Annotated in this window: 19 protein-coding genes; 12 read left to right on the forward strand and 7 right to left on the reverse strand. The window is 40.6% G+C overall.

All coding sequences use genetic code 11. The features are described from left to right. A partial coding sequence (locus L1283_RS26305; RefSeq protein ID WP_429626696.1) for a DUF4372 domain-containing protein occupies window positions 1-93 on the reverse strand: 93 nt, incomplete at its 3' end. Window positions 94-716: 623 nt separating this feature from the next. On the opposite strand from L1283_RS26305, the gene L1283_RS26310 reads away from it, so the two are divergent. Both L1283_RS26310 and L1283_RS26315 read left to right on the forward strand, forming a co-directional pair. After that, window positions 717-1,769 carry a ComEC/Rec2 family competence protein gene (locus L1283_RS26310; RefSeq protein ID WP_070561862.1) on the forward strand — a complete coding sequence of 351 codons (1,053 nt, stop codon included), beginning with the start codon at window positions 717-719 and terminating at the stop codon, window positions 1,767-1,769. A gap of 2 nt (window positions 1,770-1,771) precedes the next feature. Continuing rightward, window positions 1,772-2,485, forward strand: coding sequence for a hypothetical protein (locus tag L1283_RS26315; protein WP_070561860.1), 714 nt, complete (start codon window positions 1,772-1,774; stop codon window positions 2,483-2,485). Between the two features lie 39 nt (window positions 2,486-2,524). On the opposite strand, the gene L1283_RS26320 is transcribed toward L1283_RS26315, so the two are convergent. Next, window positions 2,525-3,370 (reverse strand): RteC domain-containing protein, encoded by an 846-nt coding sequence (locus L1283_RS26320; RefSeq protein WP_070561858.1) that lies wholly within the window; start codon window positions 3,368-3,370, stop codon window positions 2,525-2,527. A 272-nt stretch (window positions 3,371-3,642) separates the two neighbouring features. Further along, window positions 3,643-4,524 carry a LytR/AlgR family response regulator transcription factor gene (locus tag L1283_RS26325; RefSeq protein WP_070561856.1) on the reverse strand — a complete coding sequence of 294 codons (882 nt, stop codon included), beginning with the start codon at window positions 4,522-4,524 and terminating at the stop codon, window positions 3,643-3,645. Between the two features lie 87 nt (window positions 4,525-4,611). On the opposite strand from L1283_RS26325, the gene L1283_RS26330 reads away from it, so the two are divergent. From L1283_RS26330 to L1283_RS26355, 6 genes are all read left to right on the forward strand, one after another. Next, on the forward strand, window positions 4,612-4,956 hold the full coding sequence (locus L1283_RS26330) for a hypothetical protein (RefSeq protein ID WP_070561853.1): 345 nt from the start codon (window positions 4,612-4,614) through the stop codon (window positions 4,954-4,956). 132 nt (window positions 4,957-5,088) lie between these two features. Continuing rightward, window positions 5,089-5,730 (forward strand): RNA polymerase sigma factor, encoded by a 642-nt coding sequence (locus L1283_RS26335; protein WP_083295795.1) that lies wholly within the window; start codon window positions 5,089-5,091, stop codon window positions 5,728-5,730. An 80-nt stretch (window positions 5,731-5,810) separates the two neighbouring features. Continuing rightward, window positions 5,811-6,974, forward strand: a complete 1,164-nt coding sequence (locus tag L1283_RS26340) for a FecR family protein (RefSeq protein WP_070561851.1) — start codon at window positions 5,811-5,813, stop codon at window positions 6,972-6,974. A 131-nt stretch (window positions 6,975-7,105) separates the two neighbouring features. Next, entirely contained in the window at window positions 7,106-10,693 is a 3,588-nt protein-coding gene (locus L1283_RS26345; RefSeq protein WP_139144900.1) for a SusC/RagA family TonB-linked outer membrane protein, read from the forward strand. 10 nt (window positions 10,694-10,703) lie between these two features. Continuing rightward, window positions 10,704-12,119 carry a RagB/SusD family nutrient uptake outer membrane protein gene (locus L1283_RS26350; RefSeq protein ID WP_083295794.1) on the forward strand — a complete coding sequence of 472 codons (1,416 nt, stop codon included), beginning with the start codon at window positions 10,704-10,706 and terminating at the stop codon, window positions 12,117-12,119. Beyond that, window positions 12,116-13,450: a TlpA family protein disulfide reductase gene (locus tag L1283_RS26355; protein ID WP_083295793.1), complete on the forward strand. Its 1,335-nt coding sequence runs from the start codon at window positions 12,116-12,118 to the stop codon at window positions 13,448-13,450. The genes L1283_RS26350 and L1283_RS26355 overlap by 4 nt, the downstream gene beginning before the upstream one ends. Window positions 13,451-13,504: 54 nt before the next feature. Here L1283_RS26355 and L1283_RS26360 read toward each other — a convergent pair whose 3' ends face one another. Both L1283_RS26360 and L1283_RS26365 read right to left on the reverse strand, forming a co-directional pair. Continuing rightward, the gene (locus L1283_RS26360) at window positions 13,505-13,813 is read right to left on the reverse strand and encodes a hypothetical protein (protein WP_070561847.1); all 309 of its coding nucleotides are present in this window, start codon (window positions 13,811-13,813) and stop codon (window positions 13,505-13,507) included. A gap of 309 nt (window positions 13,814-14,122) precedes the next feature. Beyond that, on the reverse strand, window positions 14,123-14,269 hold the full coding sequence (locus L1283_RS26365; RefSeq protein WP_313236412.1) for a hypothetical protein: 147 nt from the start codon (window positions 14,267-14,269) through the stop codon (window positions 14,123-14,125). A gap of 368 nt (window positions 14,270-14,637) precedes the next feature. Between L1283_RS26365 and L1283_RS26370 the strand changes: the two genes are divergently transcribed. Beyond that, on the forward strand, window positions 14,638-15,456 hold the full coding sequence (locus L1283_RS26370) for a sensor histidine kinase (RefSeq protein ID WP_312334340.1): 819 nt from the start codon (window positions 14,638-14,640) through the stop codon (window positions 15,454-15,456). Next, window positions 15,453-16,190: a LytR/AlgR family response regulator transcription factor gene (locus L1283_RS26375; RefSeq protein ID WP_070561841.1), complete on the forward strand. Its 738-nt coding sequence runs from the start codon at window positions 15,453-15,455 to the stop codon at window positions 16,188-16,190. Before L1283_RS26370 ends, L1283_RS26375 begins: the two co-directional genes overlap by 4 nt. Window positions 16,191-16,199: 9 nt before the next feature. Here the strand turns inward: L1283_RS26375 and L1283_RS26380 are convergent, their stop codons facing one another. Continuing rightward, window positions 16,200-18,932: a lantibiotic dehydratase gene (locus tag L1283_RS26380; protein WP_175441949.1), complete on the reverse strand. Its 2,733-nt coding sequence runs from the start codon at window positions 18,930-18,932 to the stop codon at window positions 16,200-16,202. 473 nt (window positions 18,933-19,405) lie between these two features. On the opposite strand from L1283_RS26380, the gene L1283_RS26385 reads away from it, so the two are divergent. Continuing rightward, window positions 19,406-19,531: a hypothetical protein gene (locus tag L1283_RS26385; protein ID WP_286849918.1), complete on the forward strand. Its 126-nt coding sequence runs from the start codon at window positions 19,406-19,408 to the stop codon at window positions 19,529-19,531. A 182-nt stretch (window positions 19,532-19,713) separates the two neighbouring features. Next, window positions 19,714-20,229 carry a hypothetical protein gene (locus tag L1283_RS26390; protein ID WP_070561835.1) on the forward strand — a complete coding sequence of 172 codons (516 nt, stop codon included), beginning with the start codon at window positions 19,714-19,716 and terminating at the stop codon, window positions 20,227-20,229. Window positions 20,230-20,701: 472 nt separating this feature from the next. Here L1283_RS26390 and L1283_RS26395 read toward each other — a convergent pair whose 3' ends face one another. Then, entirely contained in the window at window positions 20,702-23,668 is a 2,967-nt protein-coding gene (locus L1283_RS26395; protein ID WP_429626695.1) for a hypothetical protein, read from the reverse strand. Between the last annotated feature and the right edge of the window lie 69 nt (window positions 23,669-23,737).

Genomic DNA, 23,737 nt, shown 5'->3' on the forward strand with positions numbered 1-23,737 from the left:
ATGTTTGTCACTTTTGTGCTTTGAAACCAAATCTTTGAATAATTCGCGGTCGATAAGAGATAAAATCTGACTAAAAACATTTAAATTTATCATGGTGGTGTGTTATAATTTTGCAATTTAAATATAGCAACTTTGCTATATCCAAACGCCGCCACTTTTTAAACGTTTAGGACGCAAGTGAACATAGTGCTTTTAGTTTTCGGCAGGATCCATTTCCTGTCCGTTTACGAAAGCAAAATTGTCCAGAGGGCGAGACGAAAAATGATACTTAAGGGGTAGCTACCTAAAATTTATTTGCCGAGTTAGTACAGATTGTTGCCATTTTGGCAACCTGGGCATGAGCTAATCTGACAATTATATTATTTCAAAATAGAGTAAATAATTAATTAAACGTCAACATGTCATGATTGTCATGACATGTAAATATTTAGCTACAGAAACAACCCGTTTTCCTGATATTATAAATGGCTAATTGGGGTTGGCAACCATTTTGATCGAATTCTAAACGATAATAATCTGTTTAAAAACTAATTATTATCCCGTTACTAACAGGAACCTTTCGAAAGAAAACAATTGTTTTTTTTCTTAAAACTTTCCGCTTAAGAAACCTAAAGATCCAAGCATCTTCTGGTCATTTATTAAAAATTAAACAGGGGCACACCGGCTAATGCTCGCGGTCGGTTTTGTCTTGATTTATTGCGGGCTAAATAATATTTATGAGTAAACAAATACAAATTGATTTTTTACCGGTAGACAGCGGAGAAAAGAGTGGTGATGCTATTGCATTTCGCTATGGCGATTTTTCTGACCGCAGCTTATACCAGGTAGTAGTTATTGATGGAGGTACGAAAGATTCGGGAAACCGTCTTGTCGAGCACATCAATGAGTTTTTTGACACTAATCATGTAGATCTTGTTGTGTGTACACATCCTGATGGTGACCATGCTTCAGGTCTGAGGCAGGTGCTCAATCAATGTTCTGTGGGAGAGTTATGGATCCATAAACCTTGGGAGCATTCAGAACATGTTCGGGATCTTTTCCATGATGGCCGGATTACTGATAATAGTCTCAGTGAAAGACTGCAAAAAGGTTATACTTATGCATTTGAGCTTTGTGAGCTTGCCAATGCGAAGGGAATTGATGTCAGAGAACCCTTTGCGGGCAGAACAAGTGAGGATGGAGCTATTACAGTTCTTGGGCCAACGGTTGATTTTTATCGAGAACTTATACCTGACTTCGCAAGAAGCCCACAGGCAAAGCAAATCTTGCTTGAAAAAGCCCTTAGTGGTTTTGAACGTGCTATTTCCTGGATTGGGGAATCTCTAAATTATGAGACCTTAAGTGAAGACGGCGAAACATCTGCTGAAAACAGTTCCAGTGCAGTATTGTTGTTTCAATTCGCCGGAAGAAAGTACTTATTTACAGGAGATGCTGGTATTACTTCATTAAAAAAAGTGATCGAGTTTTCTAAATCCGAAGGTATAGATATTTCAAGAGTTTTTATGATGCAAGTACCGCATCATGGTAGTAAACGAAACATCTCTCCAAGCGTTCTTGATGCTATCACATGTGATCAAGCCTATGTTTCGGTTTCTAAAGACGCAAGGCCGGAAAAGCATCCCTCTAAAAAAGTAACAAACGCCTACAACCGGAGGGGAGCAAAAGTATATAAAACAGCAGGTTCTAAACTTTGTAGTTCATTGAATGCTAACAGAGAGGGATGGGGACCAGCAGATGTTGTTCCATTTTTTAACCAAGTTGAAGAGTAAATATGGACAGATATAGCAGAACTGCACGGTTATATCCGATGATTATTTTTTACTTGCCTTTGATAGTTGTTGGAGCACTTGTTACTTTCTGGGACTTGGATAAGAATATCCATTTTACAGTTCCCTTTGGGGCCATGGGTGTGTTGGCTTACTTCGCTGCCCAAATTGGTAGGGATGGCGGAAAGCGCAAAGAAAAGAAACTTTGGGAAGATTGGGGCGGCGCCCCAACTACCCAATTGTTCCGTTGGAGCGATGGACATTTCGATAGACATACGAAAGGTCGCAATCATCAAAAAATGCACAGTCTATGTCCTGTAGGCCACTTAACGGACGAGCCGTATGAGCGCTCGAATACTATTTTAGTAGATGAGGCATACCGTGCCTGGACAAGTCATATAATAAGCAATACTAGGGATACAAATAAATATCCCCTTATCTTCAAAGAGAATATGGCATACGGTTTCCGCCGTAACCTTTGGGGGCTGAAACCAGTATCTATAATTTTGATCGGCATTTTAGCATTAGCTACGTATGGCTTTTTTGGTTTTAAAGCTGGAGTATGGACAGTGGAGACCTATCCCCAGGTCTTTTTTATATCTGAAGGGTTCCTATTGCTTTGCCTGGTTTGCTGGTTGTTTATTATCAGAAAGAACTGGATTAAAATTCCTGCATTCGCTTATGCGGAAAGGCTACATGAAGCCATAGGACAATTATAAAAAAAGCCTTCTGGTACATTTACCAGAAGGCTTTTCTTATTAAGAAAATCGCGGAAATTCATCACTTTCATCCATTCTTTTGATCAAACAATCAGTAAGGTAAGTCATAAACTGAGCCCGGTCTTTTTTCTTTATCCGCATCCTTTGAAAGTATGGATAGTAATGTGTGATTTCAATATGAAAAAACTCTGAAATGATAAGAAATAACTGCTTTACATTCGGTTTTCCGTTATTGATAACACCGCTACTGGCAAGGGCGTAAATGAGCTCAATTAATTGAGCCTTACTTCCGGTCCATTTTAGCCTTTCCGAATGTTCGGGGTTACTTTTATATTTTGGTGATTTTAGATTAGCGATGGTATTTTGTATTTTACCTGCGAGGCGATCGAAGGCCATAAATTTACCAAAAAGTGAACTGTATGCAGTTGAAATCCTACTGTCGAGTTCCGGATTCTCTTCGATGTTTATGAGCTTCTCTTCAGGATAACGGACGAAAAGCTGCTGATCATGTAGCGTCAGTTGTTGCTTATAGTATTTGTACAATTCCTTATAACGTTCAAAATAATCGTTGATGCGCTGTATGGCTTTCTTTAAAAAATCGATCTGCCATTTTGTGCCTACCGGCAGGTTGGATTCTAGAAATAGAACTTCATTCCAAAATATAAATTCAGCATAGAAGGACGGCCTTTGTTCTTTGAAGAACCTGATCTCATCTTCGGTTGTTCGAAACTCATACTGACGAACGAAGTCGTTGAGCAGTTCCATTGTTTTATTTAAGCAATCTTTACTACGGTTAGCCAGTTCAAGATCATGTTCAGATTCGGTGGAAATGACATGCATAGACACCTCCATATTTTTCTGCAATTCTATGAGAAATTGATTCATAATTCGATTTATTTAGTTTAGAAAGCAGTGTGCACCCTGCCGGCTTTGATCCAAAATTAAGAGCTCGGCAAGGGTATCTAAAATCCCAATCAATCAGAATAGTCCGAATTCGGAATATTGGTATCCGAATTCGGAATATGAGCAATTACTTCATCTAAATAAGAAGGTTGGAGCGATATGCTCCGTTGATTTTTGCCTCAATCAAAGGGAAGTGCCCTTTGATTGAGGCAAATATGGTGTTGAGTTCAGGGATATATGCGCTGAATTCAGCATCATCGTATAATCCAGTTTTTAAATGTGCTGACTTTTGTTTCGCTGACCAAAACAGGATCTGATGGAGCGGGTATCAATCCCAGTTCGAGCCTTGGGCCATTTGTAGGACTAAATTCCTTGCAGCAACTAAAGCTAATAATCATCTGGCGGTTTATTCGAAAAAAAGCAGTTGGCGCAAGGCTGGCCTCCAACTCATCGAGGGAATAGCTGATTTCAAATATTTCCCCATCATTTTTTCGCAGGTAATTCTGCTTTTGCTCCCGGAAAAAATAAGCAATTGCGGAGGTTGGTACTGGAATACTCTTAAGGGGCGTCTGAACAAGAATTACAGTTTTATACTGTCGCCGTTCGGGCAGACTTCCCTCCTGTTCATTTTGCGGTGTTGGTTTAGAAATATCCTCCTTAATTTCCGTACTGTCACGTGGCCAGAAGGATACGACCAGGTAATATAAAAAGTAATAGATATTGGCCAGGAAGATAAACAGTAAAATCACAGGGAAGTCACTGTCAAAGTATGGGGTATCCCGGATATCATGGCCGTACATACTGAAATAAACCCATGCAAGCAGTACTGCAATTGCGGCTGGAGGCGCTAGACCAAGCGCAAGCTGTGCTGCTATCCGTTTATTGGTGTCCTGGAACCAATCGAGCCTGGCATCGAGGTACCGGGTTATCATCCAGATGTAGTACAGTACCAGGAAAGCAATTACAAAACTTGCAACCATAGCATTGTAATAATCAAAATGCCTGATTATTTTTCCTATATCCTCATGGTCACCGTAGACCACGATAAAATGGGCTCCTACCAAAGCAAGAATTACCCTTTTAAAAACATCATTATACGCGGGGCGATTTTCATTCGTATAAACCCTGTTTTCCATAATCGTTTATAATCGTTCTTACCTAACAAATATTAAAGTTAGTAAATATTTATTATATTAGTTACTTTAAATTCAACATGTTAAGATATGGAACAGGTCTATTTTACCCCCGTTGGAATAGCGTTAAAACAACATGAGCTGTACGGCCTTGACGACAACCTGCTCCAGGAGCAGGCCATGTTTCTAAGATCAGATATAATAGGTTGGGCACAACAACATTTTATTCTAAATGATCAGCAACTGAACTGGTTATTCCAGCAGGACTCCAGTTTCACTGTCGATTTTGCTGTAACGATTTCGAATGGGCTTCTTGGACGGTATGATTTTGATATTCGTTTCGGCGGCTCCGAGATATGGAAGAGTAAGCGTATCGATGCCAAAGCGGATCTGCCTTTCAAAAAGATTAAAATTTTTGTGGAGCGGAAAAACTGAGCCGGTCTACATGCAGTTGCGAGGACTCGTCTGCAATTTTTGTTATAAAGTCGGTTGCATAGAAAATTAAATGTTTGTTTTTAGCCCCATCAACCGTTTTGCAGCATTTTTTTCTTGCATCCGGCCACAAAAATGACCACATTAGACCCACCAAGAGACTTAAAGATGAAGATGCAGGCATTAGAAATGGAAGCGGAGCGCACCATTCTCGAACAACTCAGGGCGGGGAACTATGAAGCCTTTGAACAAATTTATGACCGCTATAGCCCTAAATTAACCGGCAACCTGGTAAGGCTGCTCAAAGATCGTGATCTGGCGGCAGAATGCCTGCAGGAAATATTCGTCCGCCTATGGGAACATCGGGGAAGCATTGATCCTGAAAAATCCATCAAAGCCTACTTGTTCCGTATTTCTGAAAATATGGTATATGATATATTCCGGAAGGTAGCAAGGGATGAAAAGATGCGAGCCCATTTCATCTCCTTTACCACGGAGGCTTATGACCATATTGAAAAAGCCCTATTCGACCAGGAAGGAAGACAACTTCTTCATGAAGCCATAGACAAATTGCCGCCGCAGCGAAAAAGAGTGTACAGCATGTGTAAATTGGAAGAGAAAAGTTATAAGGAGGTTGCCGATCTACTGGGGATTTCCCAGGCAGCGGTGAATGATCATGTGACCAAGGCCAATGCATTCCTTAAAGATTATTTCTCCAGCCACCCTTCGCTACCGGTACTGATCCTGGCCTCTCTGTTATACAACAGCCTTTCTTGAAAATAAAAAAATAAAAATTATACCACTCAGCTATTGATTTCTCCCCACAGTCCGTAAAGGCTATAAAAAAGGAGAAAGCTGTGGACAATAACCAAATCCAATACCTATTCGAAAAGTACCTAAAGGGTACTATAACCGGGCAAGAGCTTGGCTATCTCCTGGATGTATTTAATGCTGAAAAAGTTGATGACCAGCTGATGGCAAAGATCAGGTCTACGCTATCCGAAGAGAATGTACCCAATAACGACCAGGTTGAAGAAATAACCGGAAATGTAAAGGAAATCCTTTCCATCCAATTACGTCCCAGACCAAAAACTAACGTTCTTTGGATCTACCTCTCTACCGCAGCAGCAATATTACTTGCCCTTGGCATAGCGGTCTTTTACTTTTTTGACCAGCAGCAAAAAAGCGTTGCTCCAACTACTATCGCCCAACAAGTAGAAATTCATCCCGGAACTGATAAAGCAGAGCTTATTCTTTCCGACGGCAGCCAGGTCTCACTTTTTGATAAAGGGTCGCTACAAAATAGCAAAGATGGTATTGCGAGCCTAAAAGATGGAACATTAACCTATGGACAGCAGACAAGGGAAGCTGCCCTGCAAAAGGATGGATTTAATACCGTAAGGGTTCCAATGGGCGGCCAGTTCAAGGTGGTACTTGCCGATGGCTCCAAAGTGTGGCTGAATGCAGGTTCCTCCATTAAATACCCAGTCTCCTTTGGTATCACTTCACGCCAGATAGAGCTTACCGGTGAGGCCTACTTTCAAGTTGCAAAAAGCAAAAAATTACCGTTCACAGTAAAGTCCACAGATATGGAGGTGACTGCTTTGGGAACAGAATTTAATTTCAATACCTATTCCAATGAGCCTTTCGGCGCCGCCACATTATTGGAAGGCTCCTTAAGGATTCTTAACAATCGATCACAGAAGACCGTCATCATAAAACCGGGTCAGCAAGCTATTGTCGCCAGAGATGAGCTTCGGGTGCTGCAAGTTAACGGCGACGATTACACGGCCTGGAAAGACGGTCTTTTCGTGGTAAACAAAGCAAACCTTAACCTATTTCTCAGACAAGTCGCTCGATGGTATAATGTTGAAATAGATATCTCAAAGGATCGAGAAATAGGAACCGTCTCTGGTGAGTTTCCGAGGGACATCCCTATTGGTGACCTGATCAAATCTTTGAGGACAACAACAGGCGTAAAATTAAAAATCGAAGGAAGGAGGATTGTAGAAGAAAAGTAAAGCAAGTTTCATATGTGTTTATAGACCTGGCAAAAAAAAGAGCCGGAAGTTAGCGCTTCCGGCTGGTGCCAGGCAAAAACAAGAATACCGTTCAAAGCAAACTAATTTTTATTACCTAACGAATCAAATTTATGAATTCTAAAATTCAAAGGAGAATTGTGCACGATAATAAGTGTAACAATGACTGGAACCCAGCCATACCTGATAAATACGGTCTGGCGAGATGGCTTCGATTTATCTTCTTGGTTGCGCTGCTACTATTACTATACTTTGCAGCCTCGGCTCAAAAGATCACAATTGTAGCCAAAAATCAACCGCTTAAAGAAGTCTTGCAACAGTTAAGAAAGCAAAGTGGATATGCCTTTATTTTTAGCGATCAACTTATGGCAAAATCCAATCCTGTCACCATAACAGCAAAAGAGATAGAACTATTGGAGGTTTTACGACAAATCTTTACTAGCCAACCTATGAATTTTGAGATGAACGGAAAAGTAATAACCGTCATTGAAAATAATTCGATACAGCAGCCTAAAAGAAAAATCAAGAGACCAATTAGGGGGCGTATTATTGACAGCTTGGATCAGCCACTGGCAAACGTTACGGTAAGGATAAAAAATTCGGACCAGGCTACCCGATCAGATGAAGCCGGAGCTTTTTCCCTTGACGATGTACCGGTGGGATCAATAATTACTTTTAGTCTTTTGGGACATAGTGGACGTGAAATAAGTGAATTTAATGACGGAATAATTGTCACCCTAAATGCCGTTCAAGGCATGTTAACTGAAGCTGTCGTAAATGTCAATACCGGCTATCAAAGTATACCAAAAGAAAGGGTAACTGGATCATTTGTTCTTGTTGATAGCGCGATATTAAACCGAGCCTTATCCGCAAATTTTCAGGAACGACTAAATGGCATGGTCCCTGGATTGGAATACACTAACGTATCCTTCATGAAGGCTTCCAATTACAATCCTTTAGGTCGAAATGCGGGTTTAATAATCAGAGGCCAATCATCCCTTTCATCCGGAGTTAGCAATTCTCCATTAATTGTACTTGATAATTTTCCCTATGAAGGCGAATTGTCCAATATTAACCCAAACGATATAGAAAGTATCACAATATTAAAAGATGCGGCGGCAGCATCGATTTGGGGCGCCAGAGCAGGAAACGGTGTTATCGTCATCACAAGTAAACAAGGGAAATTAAATAAGCAGCTAACTGTCGAATTGAATGCTAATCTGTCGGTAAAAAATAAGCCTGACGTTTTCTATGATCGAAACTATCTAAACAGTAAAGACTATATAGGGATAGAAAAAGAACTATTTAGTATCGGATATTTTGATGCAGACCTTGAGGATAATTTTGCCTACACACCTGTATCGCCTGTAGTGGAACTTTTATCCCAATTAAAAAATAGAAACATTGATCATTCGAGCTATAATACACAGATTACGGAGCTTGAACAAAATGATGTAAGAAAAGAGTATGACCGTTACATGTATCGAAAAGCGGTAAATCAGCAGTATTCAATTGGGTTACGGGGAGGAGGCAATAAAATAAAATATGCTCTTTCATCAGGTTTAGATAAAAATGCTGAATCTCTGGCGAGGAATAGTTATTCAAGGTTTACAATAAATTCTATAAATAGCTACGAGATAACCTCCCGGCTCCAATTAACTGCCGGTATAATCAACACGATCAGTAAAACAGATCCCAACAATGATTTTCCCTATACCGGAGGCCTATCCCCTGGCGGGCAATATGGTAGGATTTATCCTTATGCTCTTTTTGCAGATGAACAAGGCGAAGCACTTGCAATTATAAAAGACTTTCGTCCGTTCTACGCACAACAGATGATGGGAAAGGGCTTCAAAGATTGGACCTATAAACCGCTTGATGAACTTCAAATTAGCGATAAAACAACACGTATAAATGATCTCGTTTTAAAGGCTGGCATTAACTACAAAATCACGTCGTTTTTAAAAGCCGAAGTGCTATTCCAGAACCAGCACCAAAGGATCAAAAACGAAAACTTCAACAGCCCTGAATCGTATTATACACGAAACCTAATTAATCGATTTTCTATTTTGAATACAGATGGTTCATTAGGTTATCGCATTCCCGCTAAAGGCGCTATCTTGGAAACCTCCCAATATGATTGGAATGCAAATAATTTAAGGGCACAACTCAATTTTGATAAATTAATTAGTACAGAGCACCAGATTACAGCTTTATTGGGATGGGAAATTAAACAATTAAAAACCGAAGGATATGGCAATACGTATTACGGTTATAGGAAAGAGGTTGGAGCAACAAATAATAATCTTGATTTCGCTACAATTTTTTCAGTCAATCCTTTTGGCACTTCAAGAATTCCTTCTCCCGGAGGTACCGTATTTGGAATTACCAATCGCTATATCTCGTATTATACCAATTTAGGATATACCTATAAAAATCTATATTCAATAACAGGTAGTGCGCGTCGTGATGGAGCCAATATTTTTGGGGTTAACACAAACCAAAAGATCACACCTTTATGGTCAGCTGGATTGGGATGGAGCCTAAGCAATGAAAAATTTTATCATAGTGAACTGTTGCCTTACCTGAAATTCAGGGCTACATACGGTTACAGTGGAAATGTATATTTCGGCACTGCTTATGTTACAGGAGTTTCCCTTACAAGTATTGTTACCGGACTGCCAAGAATTACTAATTTGACCGCTCCCAACCCGGACCTAAGATGGGAGAAAGTCCGAAATATAAACTTCGGACTTGATTTTCATTTGAAAAAGCAGGTCTTGTCTGGAAGTCTTGAATATTATGTGAAAAATGGTCAAGATCTCATCCAGCCAATTGAGTTGGCCCCATCTACAGGCTTCCTATCGTTTTCTGGAAATGCTGCAGAAACGCAAACAAAAGGATTTGATGTACAGTTGATTAGCCGGAACTTTAGAGCATCTTTTAAATGGAATACTACCTTGATGTTTAGCACAATAAACAATAAGATAGTGACCTACGATGTACCTCTTACTTCCTCTTCAATTTCCTCAAATGTCGTGGGTATCATTGGAAGACCAATCAATAGCATCTACAGTTACAAATGGGCAGGACTTGACCCTCAAAGTGGTGATCCTTTGGGATATTTGGATGGTAAATCAAGTAATGATTACGCGAGTATTATTAATAAATTTCAACCTGGAGACCTTAAGTATAACGGGCCGTCAACACCAACCGTATTTGGCAATTTGAGAAATGATTTCTCGCTCAAAGAATTTGAACTATCCTTTTCAATCGGTTATAAGTTTGGATACGTCATGCGCAGGAGTTCTACTTTTTTAAATTATGGCAATATCCTTAACTATGGTGGAAATGTTGACTTTTCACAGCGCTGGCAGAAGCCGGGAGATGAAAATACCACTGCAGTACCATCCGTATCTGTTGTCGGAGATGAAAATAAAAATACTTTTTATCAATATTCAGATGTCCTGGTGGAAAAGGGAGACCATATCAGGTTTCAGGACATTCGGCTCAGCTATAATTTCAAAAGGTCAGGATGGTCTGCGATCCGAAACTTGCAGTTGTTTACTTACATGAACAATTTGGGAATTATTTGGAGAGCAAATAAAAAAGGAATTGATCCTGATGTAATAGGCGGCTATTACGTTCATGATATTCCACAACCCTTTTCCATTTCATTTGGGTTAAAAGCCACGCTATAAATTTTATTTAATGATAAGCAAGATTATGGAAACAGATAAAAACAAACTTAGAATAATTTGCATGGTACAGTTGCTTGCAATCATTTTTTTGGGGTCATGCAAATTCGAAGATAAATGGTTAGATGAAAAGGCAAGGCTCTCAGATGTGCGGCCAACAACATTGGAGGACTTTCAGGCAATACTAGATGACAATAGTTCGATTAATAATAAATTTCCTGGCATAGGGTTAACCGGCACAGATAATTATTTTATGACTGATCAGAATTTCAATGCCGCTGACCAGTACTTGAAAAATTCTTACCTCTGGTCTAAAGATATATTTGCAGGAAGTATGGCTGCTGATTGGAATACAGGTTATGCCCTTATTGAAAGTACAAACATCGTTTTAGACGGCTTAAAGAAGATAGATCGCAATGAAACAAATGCTGTTGACTATGATAGAGTTAAGGGATCGGCTCTGTTCTTAAGAGCGTTTATGTACTATGCGCTCAGTCAGATTTATTGTAAACCTTATTCGGCAGAGCATCTGAATTCATTAGGACTTGTCTTGAGGGAGACTTCCGATGTAAATAAAAAGCCTATTAGATCAACTTTAGGTAAAACCTATGAACGGATAATTGAGGATTTAAAAATTGCGGTTGATAAACTTCCAATCACTACTTCATATCAAACACGTCCCTCTCGGCCCACGGCTAATGCCTTATTAGCGAAAGTGTATTTGGCGATAGAAAATTATGAGCAGGCTTATAACTTTTCGAGTGCTTCTTTAAAACAATTTAATGTTTTACTGGACTTCAATAGCAACCTGGTTTCTCCGACATCTAGCTTCAGATTTCCAAACTATCCCAATAATCCTGAGATCATGTTCTATGCTTATCAAAATATTAATAGGACGGTATCTGCTCAATCTAACGCATTAGGCTATGTGGATACGGCTTTATATAAGATGTATGAGCCCACTGATTTTCGGAGAAGTTTGTTTTTCGCACCCAAGAATGGCTATTATCAATTCCGGGGTAACTATGCTGCGGTAAATAACAATTTTGCAGGAATAGCAACTAACGAGATATTATTGGTACATGCCGAGGCATGTGCGCGGCTCTCTAAAATTGCGGAAGCCAATAATGACTTGAATCATCTACTAATGAATAGGTACCTAAGGGGAAAGTATGTGGCAAAGAATATAAATGATCCGGATATTTTGTTGGAGACGGTTTTACAGGAAAGGAGAAAAGAACTTCCTTTTACAGGGCAGCTCCGATGGGAAGATTTAAGGCGGCTCAATAAAGATGCCCGTTTTGCAAAAACACTGGTACGTTACATTGATGGCGTTAAATATGAATTGACTCCCAATGACAACCGTTACACATTTCCCATACCAGACAATGAAATAAGATTAAGTGGAATAGAACAGAACGAGCGATGAAAATGATAAGTAATAAAATAATACAGGGACTTGTGCTACTTTTTATAATGGCAATAACCTGCAAGGCACAGCAGCAGCCTGCTCTCAAGGCACTTAGTATTGGCGATACGGTTCCGGATTTTTCCTTCCATAATTTAATAAATTACAAGGGAAAGCTTTCTTTGGGAATGCTTTCCGACAAACTGGTGATCATAGATTTTTGGACGACTGGCTGTCCTAGTTGTATTGAAGCAATACCTGAGCTAGAACAATTGCAAAAGGAATTTCCCGGTAAGCTACAGATTATCATGGTTAATCCCTGGGAAAAAAAAGATGCCATAGAAAAGAGGGTAAATGCCATGAAAATACTCAGACCTGGTATAGGTTTGACGACTCTGCCGAATGCTTATGGTGATACTATCTGGAGAGAAATTTTCCCGCATTCAGGTACTCCGCACCATATATGGATCTATAAAAATAAAGTCATTGCAAGTACTTCCAGTATAAATGCAACGAAGGAACACATTGCTAAGATACTAGCCGGGGAAAAAGTCATCCTATCGAAAAAGACAGATTTATTACTGGACGGTTTTGATATAAAAAAGAATAGCCTGATCAAAAAAGCTCACCCTTCTCTTAAGCCCATGTATTATTCTGCTTTTTTCAAAGGGAACTATGGCTTTGGCAGAGGTGTTAACACAGAAATCGATTCAACCGATGGGCTCATAATTAGAAGGTTTTATAACCAGCCTGTTCTTGATTTATACAAGAGTGCATTTGGAGTAAGGCCTTTTGAAAAGAATAGAATAAGAATCGAGGTTGCCGACAGCCTTTCATTGCAATGGCCAAGGGATAATAATGACGTTGACAGCTGGTTTGAAAATAATAGCTTTTGTTACGAAATAGCCCTTCCTCTGGATGCAAAAAATCTTTTACTAAAATATATGCAATCAGACTTAAACCGGTTTTTTTCTGCAACCAAAAATATTGAGGGTATTATGGAATCGAAGCAATTTCCATGTTGGATATTGAAAAAAGGAAAAGGAAAATTGAAGCAGCAGAGTGTTCTCGAAAATAAAATTATTGAGGTTGATTCCAGCACGGTAATGCTCAAGGGTTGGTCTCTTGCTGCGATTTATGGATTATTACGATCAAATATTGAAGGCAATTCCAATGACATAAAAATTGTGGATGAAACGGGCATCGATCCAAAAACTATTTTAACAATATCGTTGCCACGTGATAAGAAAAACTTTAATAAGCTAAAAGATGGTTTAGAAGCTACAGGAATAGCAATCGAGAAAGGAAATCGAAAAGTGGAAATATTGGCTATACGACCTCTAGAGCAATAAAAAAATAAATCGGCATTCTATCAGGAATGCCGATTTATTAGAAGTCATATTTTGCTACGGCCTTGTAGTCTCAACGGACTGAACAGCCGATTGGGGAATACGACCATTTGCATCCGCCATTTCATCCGAAAGAACTTCACAAGGCTTACTGCCGCTGTTAGGGCAATTCGGATTGCTGGTTGTTACATTGTAGAAGATCTGGCCGCCGATGATCTGTTGGCTGGTTACATAGTATGTATGCAGGTCATCCTGATCGGTTTTGTTTTCGGACTTAGCAGGTGTTTCTGCTTTTACATCGCGGGTTTCAGCAAAACCGGAAAGAGATAATACGCCAAGAGCGATTGCTAAAAATACTTTTTTCATAAAAGTTGATTTTTGTGAAAGGAAATTTGTGTTTGAAAAAGTAATAAGCGATTGTGGATCATTGCGAGTAGAACGGTTTGCCCTTCCACCTTTATTTTAAGGCTCCGGGCCGCCAGGTTAAAACATCAGAATTATTTTTAACGGTGAAAGTTGGCGATAGATCAGGGGCGTTTATAAAGAAACTGAGTGTTGGGTAATAAAAAATTACTGGCTTTTACCTGGGATATAAAACTTGACAATTGAATGGAAATTGAATATATGTTGTAGTTTTATTATTTGAACATGAGCCAGGTTTAACTGGCTCCGTTCCTATTCGCACATCCTGCTCAATGTAGGATTAGTAGTAGTAATTAATGTTGTCGTTGGCTCCCCACTCGCGCTTTTTGCAGAGGTTCCTTTAAAATTAAATACTGCTTTTGGCGTAATGGTTTTCAATGGTTTTTTCTTTGTTTTCATAATATTTTATCATTGTTTGTAATGTAAAAATACATACCTGAACAGCTAAAAAGAACGACTATATATGACATTTTATCATGTGACGGTAGACATGTATTTTCTAACCCCCAATAAGCCTTTTCTAGATGTATAAACTTTGCGGCCATTCTAAAAGAACTATGGTAAAAACGAATTATACTTTGCATATAAGCCTGATCTCGTTATTCATCATTTACGAAATAAGCATGATCGGGCTGCTATTTCCAAGTGTGAATTTGCTGCTACAATTGCCTTTCTATATTCCAGCAATTGGGCTTTTTTACTTTCATGCACTAGTGGTAATGGACAACTGGCACGCTACGCTGAAATCGCGGGTTATAGTTGTGGTTATGACCTTAGCCGAAATTTTAATATATGTCCCCATCATTCATATTATTTCTTCTATCGTTTACAAAGAACCTTTTAATAGCGAAATAATTTCAGGATTTGTAAGCACAATTAAAGCGATCTGGAAGAGCATCCTTATTATAGGAATTAGTTATGGGTACTGGATCGCCCGTAGAAATATATTTCATATTGAGGAAGTTAAAAGTCTTCAGCTGCAACAAGCAGTCAGTAAACAACGGCAGACTGAACTTGAAAATGCATATCTGCGGGCACAGATAAATCCCCATTTTTTTAAAAATACACTTAACTACGTCTTTGGATTAGTAGAAGGCATTTCTAAAGATGCCGGTGAGGCAATACTGCTATTAGCGGGCTTTGTGGAATATTCCTACGGAAATATTGAATCAGAAGAATTAGTCGATCTTGACGATGAAATTGATCAAATAGAGCGCTATTTACGGATTTTAAAGCTTAGGTATCGGGATACATACACTATGGAGTTTAAGAATACGCTTCCCCCCGGATTTAATTTCAAAGTCCCTCCTATGCTGTTACTGACATTTATTGAAAATATTTCCATGCATGGGTATATTAATAAAACAGATAAGCCTGCCTTGATTACTATTGGCGTTATAGACAGTTTTTTATGTTTTGAGACAAAGAACTTTATCAGGCATTCTCAACATTACCATGCTTCAAAAAATAAGGTCGGCTTGCACAACTGCCGTACACGGCTTTCAGCCTTTTATAAAGATAGATTTGAGATGAATGCAAGTGAGTACAAAGAATGTTTTGAATTAAAATTAAGGATACGCACATGATGATATATAAAGTTTTAATAGTGGAGGACGAACCTCCTTCTTCTGATTTATTGGTAAAGTTTATAGGTCGAATCTCGTGGCTCAAGGTTGTTGGCACCGAAGCAGACCCATTTATAGCTTCTGAAATACTTCAGAATTCGGAAAGGAAGATTGATATCGTACTGTTGGATATAGACCTGCCGGGAAAATTAGGTACGGAAATCGCAAAAGTGATTCCTGCTCATATATGCATCATATTTTCGTCTGCTTATGGGAATTATGCATTGGAGGCATTTAGTTTAAACGCTGTTGATTTTCTACAGAAACCATTCTCTTTTGAACGCTTCCTTGATGCAATGCAGAGAGCAAAAATATGGCTGTCTAGAGGAATTGACGCTTACAAAAGTTCTACTGCACAAAAATATAATGTCAAGCTAAGTGGAAAGGGTCAAAATGCATTTATAGTTGATGAGGAAATTATTTATTTGGAAACGCTCAAGGACAATCTGTATTTCCATTTAGAAAAAAACACGAGTTACAAAACAAATTATACAATAGAATACATAATGCAATCATTAAATACGAGTCTATTTCTCCAGGTTCACCGATCTTTCATCATTAATATAAAAAAAGTACGCGGATTAAGTAACGGCAATATTATTATGTCCAATGGTGCTGAAATCCCATTGGGCAATATGTACCGAAATTCTTTTCATGAGCGCTTTATAAAAGACGAGAACATCAAGGATCTTTAGAATTGAATATTAGGCTCTTCGTACAGCAGTAGCACTAGGTTGCCTTAATCGTTTTAATGTGTAATCATAAATTAGCATTTCGTGGGTGCGCTGGTCTGTAGAAAATAAGCGGTTAATATGCATGTGCATTAGATCTCTAAAAAGTGATAAGCCTTCTTCAATAGTGTGTAGCTTAAGCACCTGGATTAATGAATTCCGAAAAAGCCCCATCCTTTGAAGTTGTAAAGGAGGTAAACTAATTGATGACCCAAACTGGATGTGCTGTTTATAATTTTCGTTTATTTCTTTATGTTGCTTTAAACCAAGTCCATGTTCTTTTGATAGAGAGCGCGAAATCTTATTAAGTTGTCCATCGAACCGGTCATATTCAAAAAGATCTGAATCCCTCAAGTAAAGGATCGTCGAAATTATCAACTGATATAAGAGGTTATTGGGCAATTCCAAAAAGATAACAGCGATTGCAAACTGGCTGTCTATATAAAAATGTCTTTCTATGGCTGACATACTAACCATAGCATACCGTTCCAATTCACGTTTATAGGTTTTTATAGAAAAGTCCGGGATGATCCCACTCTCTATATAGTTTGCCAGTTTTGAAGAAAGGCTGCCTGTAATTTGCTGCGCGTCATTAGAACGGACCAAATGAAGGCGTAACCGTAAATGGTCATCAGGATGATTATACCGGATGAAAAACCACTCATGAATCTTGCCATGGAACTGCGTCAGGAAGGGATCAATGAACGAAGACAATATTTCATTCGCCCTTTGGGGGTGGCAATATATTTCGAAATAAAGCCACTTTCCTCCTGGCGGTATAACCCTCTGAACGGCTGCCATATCCTGCTGGAATGATCTGAAGGATACAGGACGGTAGCATTGGTGGCCATGCTGCAGTGTGATCATTATCTCACAGTTGTAATGATTATTTTTGCTGTCCAACAGCATGCTGTTCTTAGGTTTAAAAGCTTCTTCTATATATAGCTCTTTGCTTTTTCTTAGTAGATGCAGGAACATCAGCCTGTCGATCGGTGAATCGCGTTCAAAAAAAAGTGTTTGATCTCCGCTACCTGCACGGAAGAATTTTGGGATTTTCCTCTCCCTGAAGATAAAGGTCAATAAAGTTTCGTTCGTCAAATTGGTGCTACTTCCAGTGCCGTAACTAAACTTCCATTTCGCCCTTGAAATGATAAGATTCTTATATTGAATTCGTGGATAGAAATCTAAACCTGGAAATATCTCCATTAGATCGGGTTTTAAATTGTTGCGTAAACCCTGATGCTGCAGATCACATAAGAACCTGAATACCGAAAGGTCGGATCTGCTGTAGTTGTATGCGCTGCTCATTTTGGGAATCAGTCTTTTATTTAAGGTCCTTGATCGCAAAATAACTTCATTTGCGGATACTGAAACCAAAATATCATTTAAGCACAATGGCTCCTTGGAGGTGTCATAATCAAGGAAACTTACCTGATGATCATAAATAGATCGCCGCCTATTGATATTGTCAATATGGCCCTCTGATTGATATCCAATATCAAAAAAGAGAACTCCTGGATTTGCCGATTCTTCTTTTTCTTTTATATCCTGGCAGGCAGTATATATATCTTGGCTTGCCAAAGTAAAGCGGCCTGCCATAGCAGTTGCAGTTGCACCGCCCAGGGCCTCAATACAAAACATACCCCCTGCATCGCTTAAGAGGGTGGTAAATGTATTAGGTAGCAAGTTTGGGACACTGTTTATTCCCTGAACCGTTTCGAGATCAATAGAAGGCTTTGAGAAAGTTAAATTTGTTAAAAACTCTTTTTTAAATGGGTCGGGATTGATGTTCTCGTTATGATTGCTCTGTTTTTTTAGACTTTCGATCAGATCTTTTCCGCCTTCAGTATTTTCCAGATCACCATAGCTGACACCAACCTCAGGATCGAGTGCGATCATAATCGGAACTTCTCTTAATTCAAATTTTTTTGAGAAATCATTAATGAAGCGAGATAAGTTCTTGTTCTCCTTCAGCGGAAATATATTGTTTAGGATAGTGACTGCCCGCGGGAGGTGCTCAAAATGTTTTCTGCTAATGCATCTATTTGAGGTGATAATTTCTGAGAGAATGTATTGGCTTTTTTCGGAGGCTGCATCAAAATTAACTCTTTTAAAATAATCCTGGCCAATGACATTGGCCGCATATTCCGGTAACAGGAGTTGAATGCGAACCAGATGCTGAATGGTTTCTTCCAGTTCCTGCCCGTCATCAAAAAGTGGTAAAAAAGTACCAATTATGTCCTGATAACGTTGCTTGTTGGAACAGTAGGTTAAAATAGCGTATAAGGTTTTATCGAAAGGTATCTGACAAAGTTCAAAATCAGCAACCTCCCTGCGAATATACCTGAGGTCGGCGCCTAAACGGTAAAAAGTGTTATTGGAAATGATAATGGTATGATTTTCTAAATTAACAGGACCTTTTGACTCATTTATATCCCATTCTGTAAATGTATGAGGATGGAAATGGTCTAGAACGATCGAACCTTGGCAATCTTTACTCCCAAAAGAGGCAGTGCCGAATCCGGCAAACAAACCAAATGGCGTGGACCGAAATTTTGCACGGTTAAAATACTTCCAAACTGTATATTGAATATTAAGCTGCAGCGCCTCTAATTCAGAAGCTACCTCAACTTGTTTTATAAGATTATAAAATTCTGGAGAAGAATCCGCAATAGCTTCTTTGAGAATAAGCCAGGAATCTGCCATCGTTGCATTTAAACTTAACCTAGGTGCCCTGAAGATCAGATTGTTCGAGAGAGTTAATTTAGAGTCATTCATTTTCATATCGAAATATACCATTGTGATGACAATGCAAAAAATAATTCCGTAGAAAGTCAGATTCTCCACCCCAAAAGGCGTTTTGTAAGGGTGAGAATTGATACGCGAGTTAATTTTAATATGTAATTTTACAGGACTAACCTCATAATTGCCATATAATAAGATCAATAGATTTTTCGAATCATAACTTTCAAAATCCTAAAATCCTTTTAAATGTCACAATTAATCAGCGTTTATATAGTTGACGATATGGGCTTCAATGTCAACCATGTTAAGAAGGAGATCCTGGCCTTAGAATTCAAGGTCTCGGGAACGGCTACCGATCCCAATGTAGCAATGAAAGAGATTCTTGACAGTGAAAGCCGGCCGGACATTTTAATTACGGACATAATTTGCCTCAGATGAACGGAATAATACTTGCCCGAAAACTAAAGGCTGAATTGGATATTGAAGTCATATATATGTCAGGTGATAACAGATCGACCATCGGAAAAATGATCGAAGGCGAGTTTGAATTTATACAATAACCCTGCTATGAAGAAAATTTGCAGGAAGTAATGGGGCCTGTCGTTGCGCGTATTTTATCAAAACGGGGAGCTGCCTTACAAAATACAGATATTTTTTTTTAATACGTTACCTGTTGCTTTGGCGTCCTGAGGACGTAATCTTCTAATAATTCAATTGTCGTCCGGGCTCAATTTTAAATCGAATGAAAATCAGATCTCTTCTAATAAAACGTGCTGCCAATCTAAAGGAATATCCAACATTTCTTGTTCGGCTGATTATCGCAATTCTGGCCGGTTTCTTAGTGATGGACTTTGATTATATAAATACCGGTAAAAATATAGCAGAGAATAATTATTGGGGAATTAAAGGGATTATCTGTATTTGTACACTTATTCTATTGGAGTACATTTATCGTACACATCTCTGGTGGTCCCAAAAATTCCGATTTTCCGCAAACAGACTGAGAAAGCTCATCTTTGCACAGATCATTTTTGGTTTAACACTACCCCTATTGTTCATAATTGAACTGCTTCATGCAGTTGGCATAACCTTCTTGCTATCCGGACCGGCAGGGATTGTTTTAGGGGATCGTTCTATAGCAATGGTATATGAACTGTCGTTTCTTTTTAATATGGCTCTGCTCCTATTTTATATGGATATATTGGTATTTTTAAAAGAATCATCGGGTAAAACTGCTAAAGATATTGCTGTTTTTTAACATGGACAGCTGGTAAGAATTGATATTGATGAAATCATTGCAATTATTGCACATAAATCGAAGATAAATTTTATCGTTACCAAATACGCGGCCACCTATCCTTTATTAAATGCAGCGTCATTAGATAACATTTTTAAAACATTGCCGGAAGGAAGGTTTAGATTGAAAGAGAAAGGAATTTTCAAAATCGAACTCGGTAAAGATAAAGAGAACTATGTCTTGCAATATATCGAAGAGCAGGGTGACTATTTTTTGTGTCATTTGAGAGACATTTAAGCATATGCATAAATCTGAATTCTTTTTAAGCTCTTTATTTTAAGGATGGAATGAGTTGCCCTCAATGAATCCTTAGATAGGATTAGAGGAAATTTTTCAGTTAGTGTCCTATGTTCTCATTACGAACTAGAACATGAATAAAATGGGTGTTGTTGTTTTAGCGGGTAAGTTAAAGGAAGGATCGAAAGTCAGAGAGCTAAAATTTGAACGACAGATACCATACCGGCTGTGCGGAAAAGCCCTGCTGCGGCCAGGCCAGGTCGAAACGGATAGGGTAACCCACCAGTATGGTGCGGGCGCTGCAACCAAAAGACTGCAAATGGGTAGGTGCTGCGGGCAAGTGGTCCTGTTTCCTTGCGGTGGCTGCAAAGTCGGTGAAGAGCCCGAGCTGCAGGTTGTTCAATGCGGAGAACCCGGTACGCAAGGGTATCAGCCGGCTGAATAAAGGGATATACAGGTCGGCATTGAACAGTACATAACTACCGCCATAGAGGCTGTTCTGCCGGTATCCGCGAAAAGGCGTTACCAGGGTCTGGAATGCGTAAGGCGCCTCCTGTTTAAAACGCACCGTAGTATCCGTTCTCGGCACAATGTTATTATCTACCCCGCCAAAGTTATAGAGCACCTGGCTTTGTCCGCCGCTATGACCCACATTGCCCCGCAGTACAAAATTAATATCACGGTACAGGGGCTGGTGATAGCTGAAACGCAGTGCTGTAGCATACAACAGGGTGGCCTGTTTACCCGTCGATACCATCACATCGGTCAGCAGCCGGGCATCCCAGCCTTTATACAGGAAGGGACTCAGGGCGTGGAGCTTGTTTGCAGATACGGTAAACGTATTGATGCTCCACCATTGTTGCAGCGCCTCGAAGTTAAGACTATAACGGTCGGAGGCCAGGAATACCGTACGGTCGCGGCGCGCAGCCGCGGTAAAACCTATAGACCAGTCGTAATGCAGGGGGTATTGTACACCCAGTTCATAATAGTGGGTCTTTACTTTGGCCATCTGCGGATAAGGCCTTCCCTGTTCGTCCTTCCAGTCGCGTTGTGCATCGGGTTGCAGGCTTTCTACTTTCCTAAAAAACAGGACATGCCAGTCGAGGCGTTTCGCAGTATTTTCATAACGGAAGAAAAAGTCGCTGCCTTCGGTGCCCGCAGGCATACGATAACCGATATTGAAATGGTGATTCTCGAACAGGTCGCTAAAACCGCCGTTGACCATAGCGCCTACCTCCGGGAATTTAAAAGAGCCCAGGTAGCCCTGGTAAGGCTGCATCCGGTTGATGTAATAATCGTTGTTGATGCGTGCCGAGAAATAAGCGCTGTACAATTGCAGGACATAAGGCCTTACTTTGGCCGGTGTATAGGCCAGGGCCCGCAACAGGCTGTCCCGTTGGCGGCTGGCAGCGCCTTTGCTATCCTTACCTTTCAGCACGCCACCCAGGAAAGAAGATTCCTCGTCTTTTTTCCATTGCCGCTCCAGGGCCGCCAGGCTATCCTGTCGCCGCTTATCTGCGAGGTAGTCGCGCAACCAGGGACGGATACGATTACCAGGCACTGCGGCCGGATATTGACCCGGGCTTAAAGTATCGTCTTGCAAACTACCGGTCGTGCTTTGTTGTAAACGGATCGTGTTACCGGCCAACCCTTGGGGATCGTGAAACGAAACATAAGCTGTATCCCGCCACAGGAGCCGGTCGGCCTGTTTGGCACTACCTTTTATACCCGTTATGGTTTTACTGTAAATACCATAGGGCTTGGTTATGCTGTCTGCATGATACAGGCTATCGGAAGGATAACCCGAACGGTAAAGCAATTGGGTACGACCTGCGTCCCATGCGGGTTCCGTATTATCTTCCGGGTCCTCGGTAAGCGGGCTGAACCGAAGACTGGCGGCGTTATACACGACAATATCGCTTTTAGCCTTACGGTACGCGGCCATCAGCCACTGATCGCGGCTCCAGCCCAGTATCGCGCTTACGCCATCTACCCCATACAGCTTATGCCGGTCGATCAAGGCGCCACCGGCGCCATAACGTTTTACCTGTACCCAGCCCTGTTCCGGCTGTACCGCATACCATTGTTTATCCGCTTCGGACCAATGCAGCAATGGATAAGGATCGGCCTCGTGATCCTCCATCCAGGGCGGCAACAGGTAGCGCTGTACAGATTTGCTTTGCTGTAGCTGTTGTAATTCTGTGATGCTCGTAATATAGAGCCGGCGTTTGTGCTCCTTTTCGGTTACATAAGCCACCTGCTTGCCATCGGCGCTGTATAGCAGTCTTTGCAGCTTACTGCCTTTATGCGCCTGCAACAGCTGGTCGCGGAGCGTATCTGTTGCGGATAGCGTTGTATCCATACGTTCCCGGTAAAAACGAAGACATTGTTGGGTTAGGGTATCGAGCGGACGCTTGGCCACCAGGCGTACGGCGCGGCTCAGCGATTTACCTTTGCGCAACTGGAACACCAGTTGCCGGGCAGCATCGGGCCGGTACCTGCGCGACAGGAAATAACAAAAAGCTTGCCCTGCCTGTTCCGGATGCGCCGCGCTTAGTTGTTCCCAGTCCTGCCGGCCGCCCTGCAGCGATAACCAGTTATCTTCATCAACCAGGCGCCAGCCCCGGGCGAAATAGACGATAGCCCCTTCGCGGAACCAGGCCGGCATTAGTTGCCGTCTCGACAGAGCCTGCTCTTCCAGGTCATTCTGAAATTGTTCTTCCCAGCATAACCGCGCCCATGCGCCGGCCAGCTGGGTACGGAAGTGCTCATACGAGCCATCGAAGGCCAGCGTAACGCGACTGCCTTTCAGGTATATAGTCGGGAACGGCAAATGCCCTTCACCCTTCAAGCCGATATTGGAAGTATATAACTGGTCGATGGCCGGGTACAGGATAATATTGGGTGTAGCTTTTACCGGGACACCCATTTCCTTTTTTACCTTTTCGGCAATCAGCGGCAATTGTACCGAAGTAAAGCTGGCCAGGCTATCATAACCCTGCGGGTAGTAAACCCGGAAGGCGCCTACCGGCAATACCTTCCATTTATAGCGTTTATACTGGAAACGGTTGTACGCCACACCCGGAGCCTGGGCGTATGTTTTGTAAAGACAAAACAGAGCCACAAGCAGTAGCACAAAAAGTACTTTAAGGCTGTTCTTCAAATGATGATAATTTAACGTCGGGTAGGTCAGGGATATTACTATCCCTTTCCCCCCTCAGAACCGTACGTG

The organism is Sphingobacterium sp. HSC-15S19 (genome assembly GCF_050433745.1).
GTDB classification, from domain to species: domain Bacteria; phylum Bacteroidota; class Bacteroidia; order Sphingobacteriales; family Sphingobacteriaceae; genus Sphingobacterium; species Sphingobacterium siyangense.

What these genes read in the sequence shown, in the direction of transcription:
- L1283_RS26310 (WP_070561862.1), top strand. Translation starts at nt 717, where the DNA reads ATGAGTAAACAAATACAAATTGATTTTTTACCGGTAGACAGCGGAGAA.
- L1283_RS26315 (WP_070561860.1), top strand. Translation starts at nt 1,772, where the DNA reads ATGGACAGATATAGCAGAACTGCACGGTTATATCCGATGATTATTTTT.
- L1283_RS26320 (WP_070561858.1), bottom strand. Translation starts at nt 3,370, where the DNA reads ATGAATCAATTTCTCATAGAATTGCAGAAAAATATGGAGGTGTCTATG.
- L1283_RS26325 (WP_070561856.1), bottom strand. Translation starts at nt 4,524, where the DNA reads ATGGAAAACAGGGTTTATACGAATGAAAATCGCCCCGCGTATAATGAT.
- L1283_RS26330 (WP_070561853.1), top strand. Translation starts at nt 4,612, where the DNA reads ATGGAACAGGTCTATTTTACCCCCGTTGGAATAGCGTTAAAACAACAT.
- L1283_RS26335 (WP_083295795.1), top strand. Translation starts at nt 5,089, where the DNA reads ATGACCACATTAGACCCACCAAGAGACTTAAAGATGAAGATGCAGGCA.
- L1283_RS26345 (WP_139144900.1), top strand. Translation starts at nt 7,106, where the DNA reads ATGAATTCTAAAATTCAAAGGAGAATTGTGCACGATAATAAGTGTAAC.
- L1283_RS26350 (WP_083295794.1), top strand. Translation starts at nt 10,704, where the DNA reads ATGATAAGCAAGATTATGGAAACAGATAAAAACAAACTTAGAATAATT.
- L1283_RS26355 (WP_083295793.1), top strand. Translation starts at nt 12,116, where the DNA reads ATGAAAATGATAAGTAATAAAATAATACAGGGACTTGTGCTACTTTTT.
- L1283_RS26360 (WP_070561847.1), bottom strand. Translation starts at nt 13,813, where the DNA reads ATGAAAAAAGTATTTTTAGCAATCGCTCTTGGCGTATTATCTCTTTCC.
- L1283_RS26365 (WP_313236412.1), bottom strand. Translation starts at nt 14,269, where the DNA reads ATGAAAACAAAGAAAAAACCATTGAAAACCATTACGCCAAAAGCAGTA.
- L1283_RS26370 (WP_312334340.1), top strand. Translation starts at nt 14,638, where the DNA reads ATGACCTTAGCCGAAATTTTAATATATGTCCCCATCATTCATATTATT.
- L1283_RS26375 (WP_070561841.1), top strand. Translation starts at nt 15,453, where the DNA reads ATGATGATATATAAAGTTTTAATAGTGGAGGACGAACCTCCTTCTTCT.
- L1283_RS26380 (WP_175441949.1), bottom strand. Translation starts at nt 18,932, where the DNA reads ATGGCAGATTCCTGGCTTATTCTCAAAGAAGCTATTGCGGATTCTTCT.
- L1283_RS26385 (WP_286849918.1), top strand. Translation starts at nt 19,406, where the DNA reads ATGAACGGAATAATACTTGCCCGAAAACTAAAGGCTGAATTGGATATT.
- L1283_RS26390 (WP_070561835.1), top strand. Translation starts at nt 19,714, where the DNA reads ATGAAAATCAGATCTCTTCTAATAAAACGTGCTGCCAATCTAAAGGAA.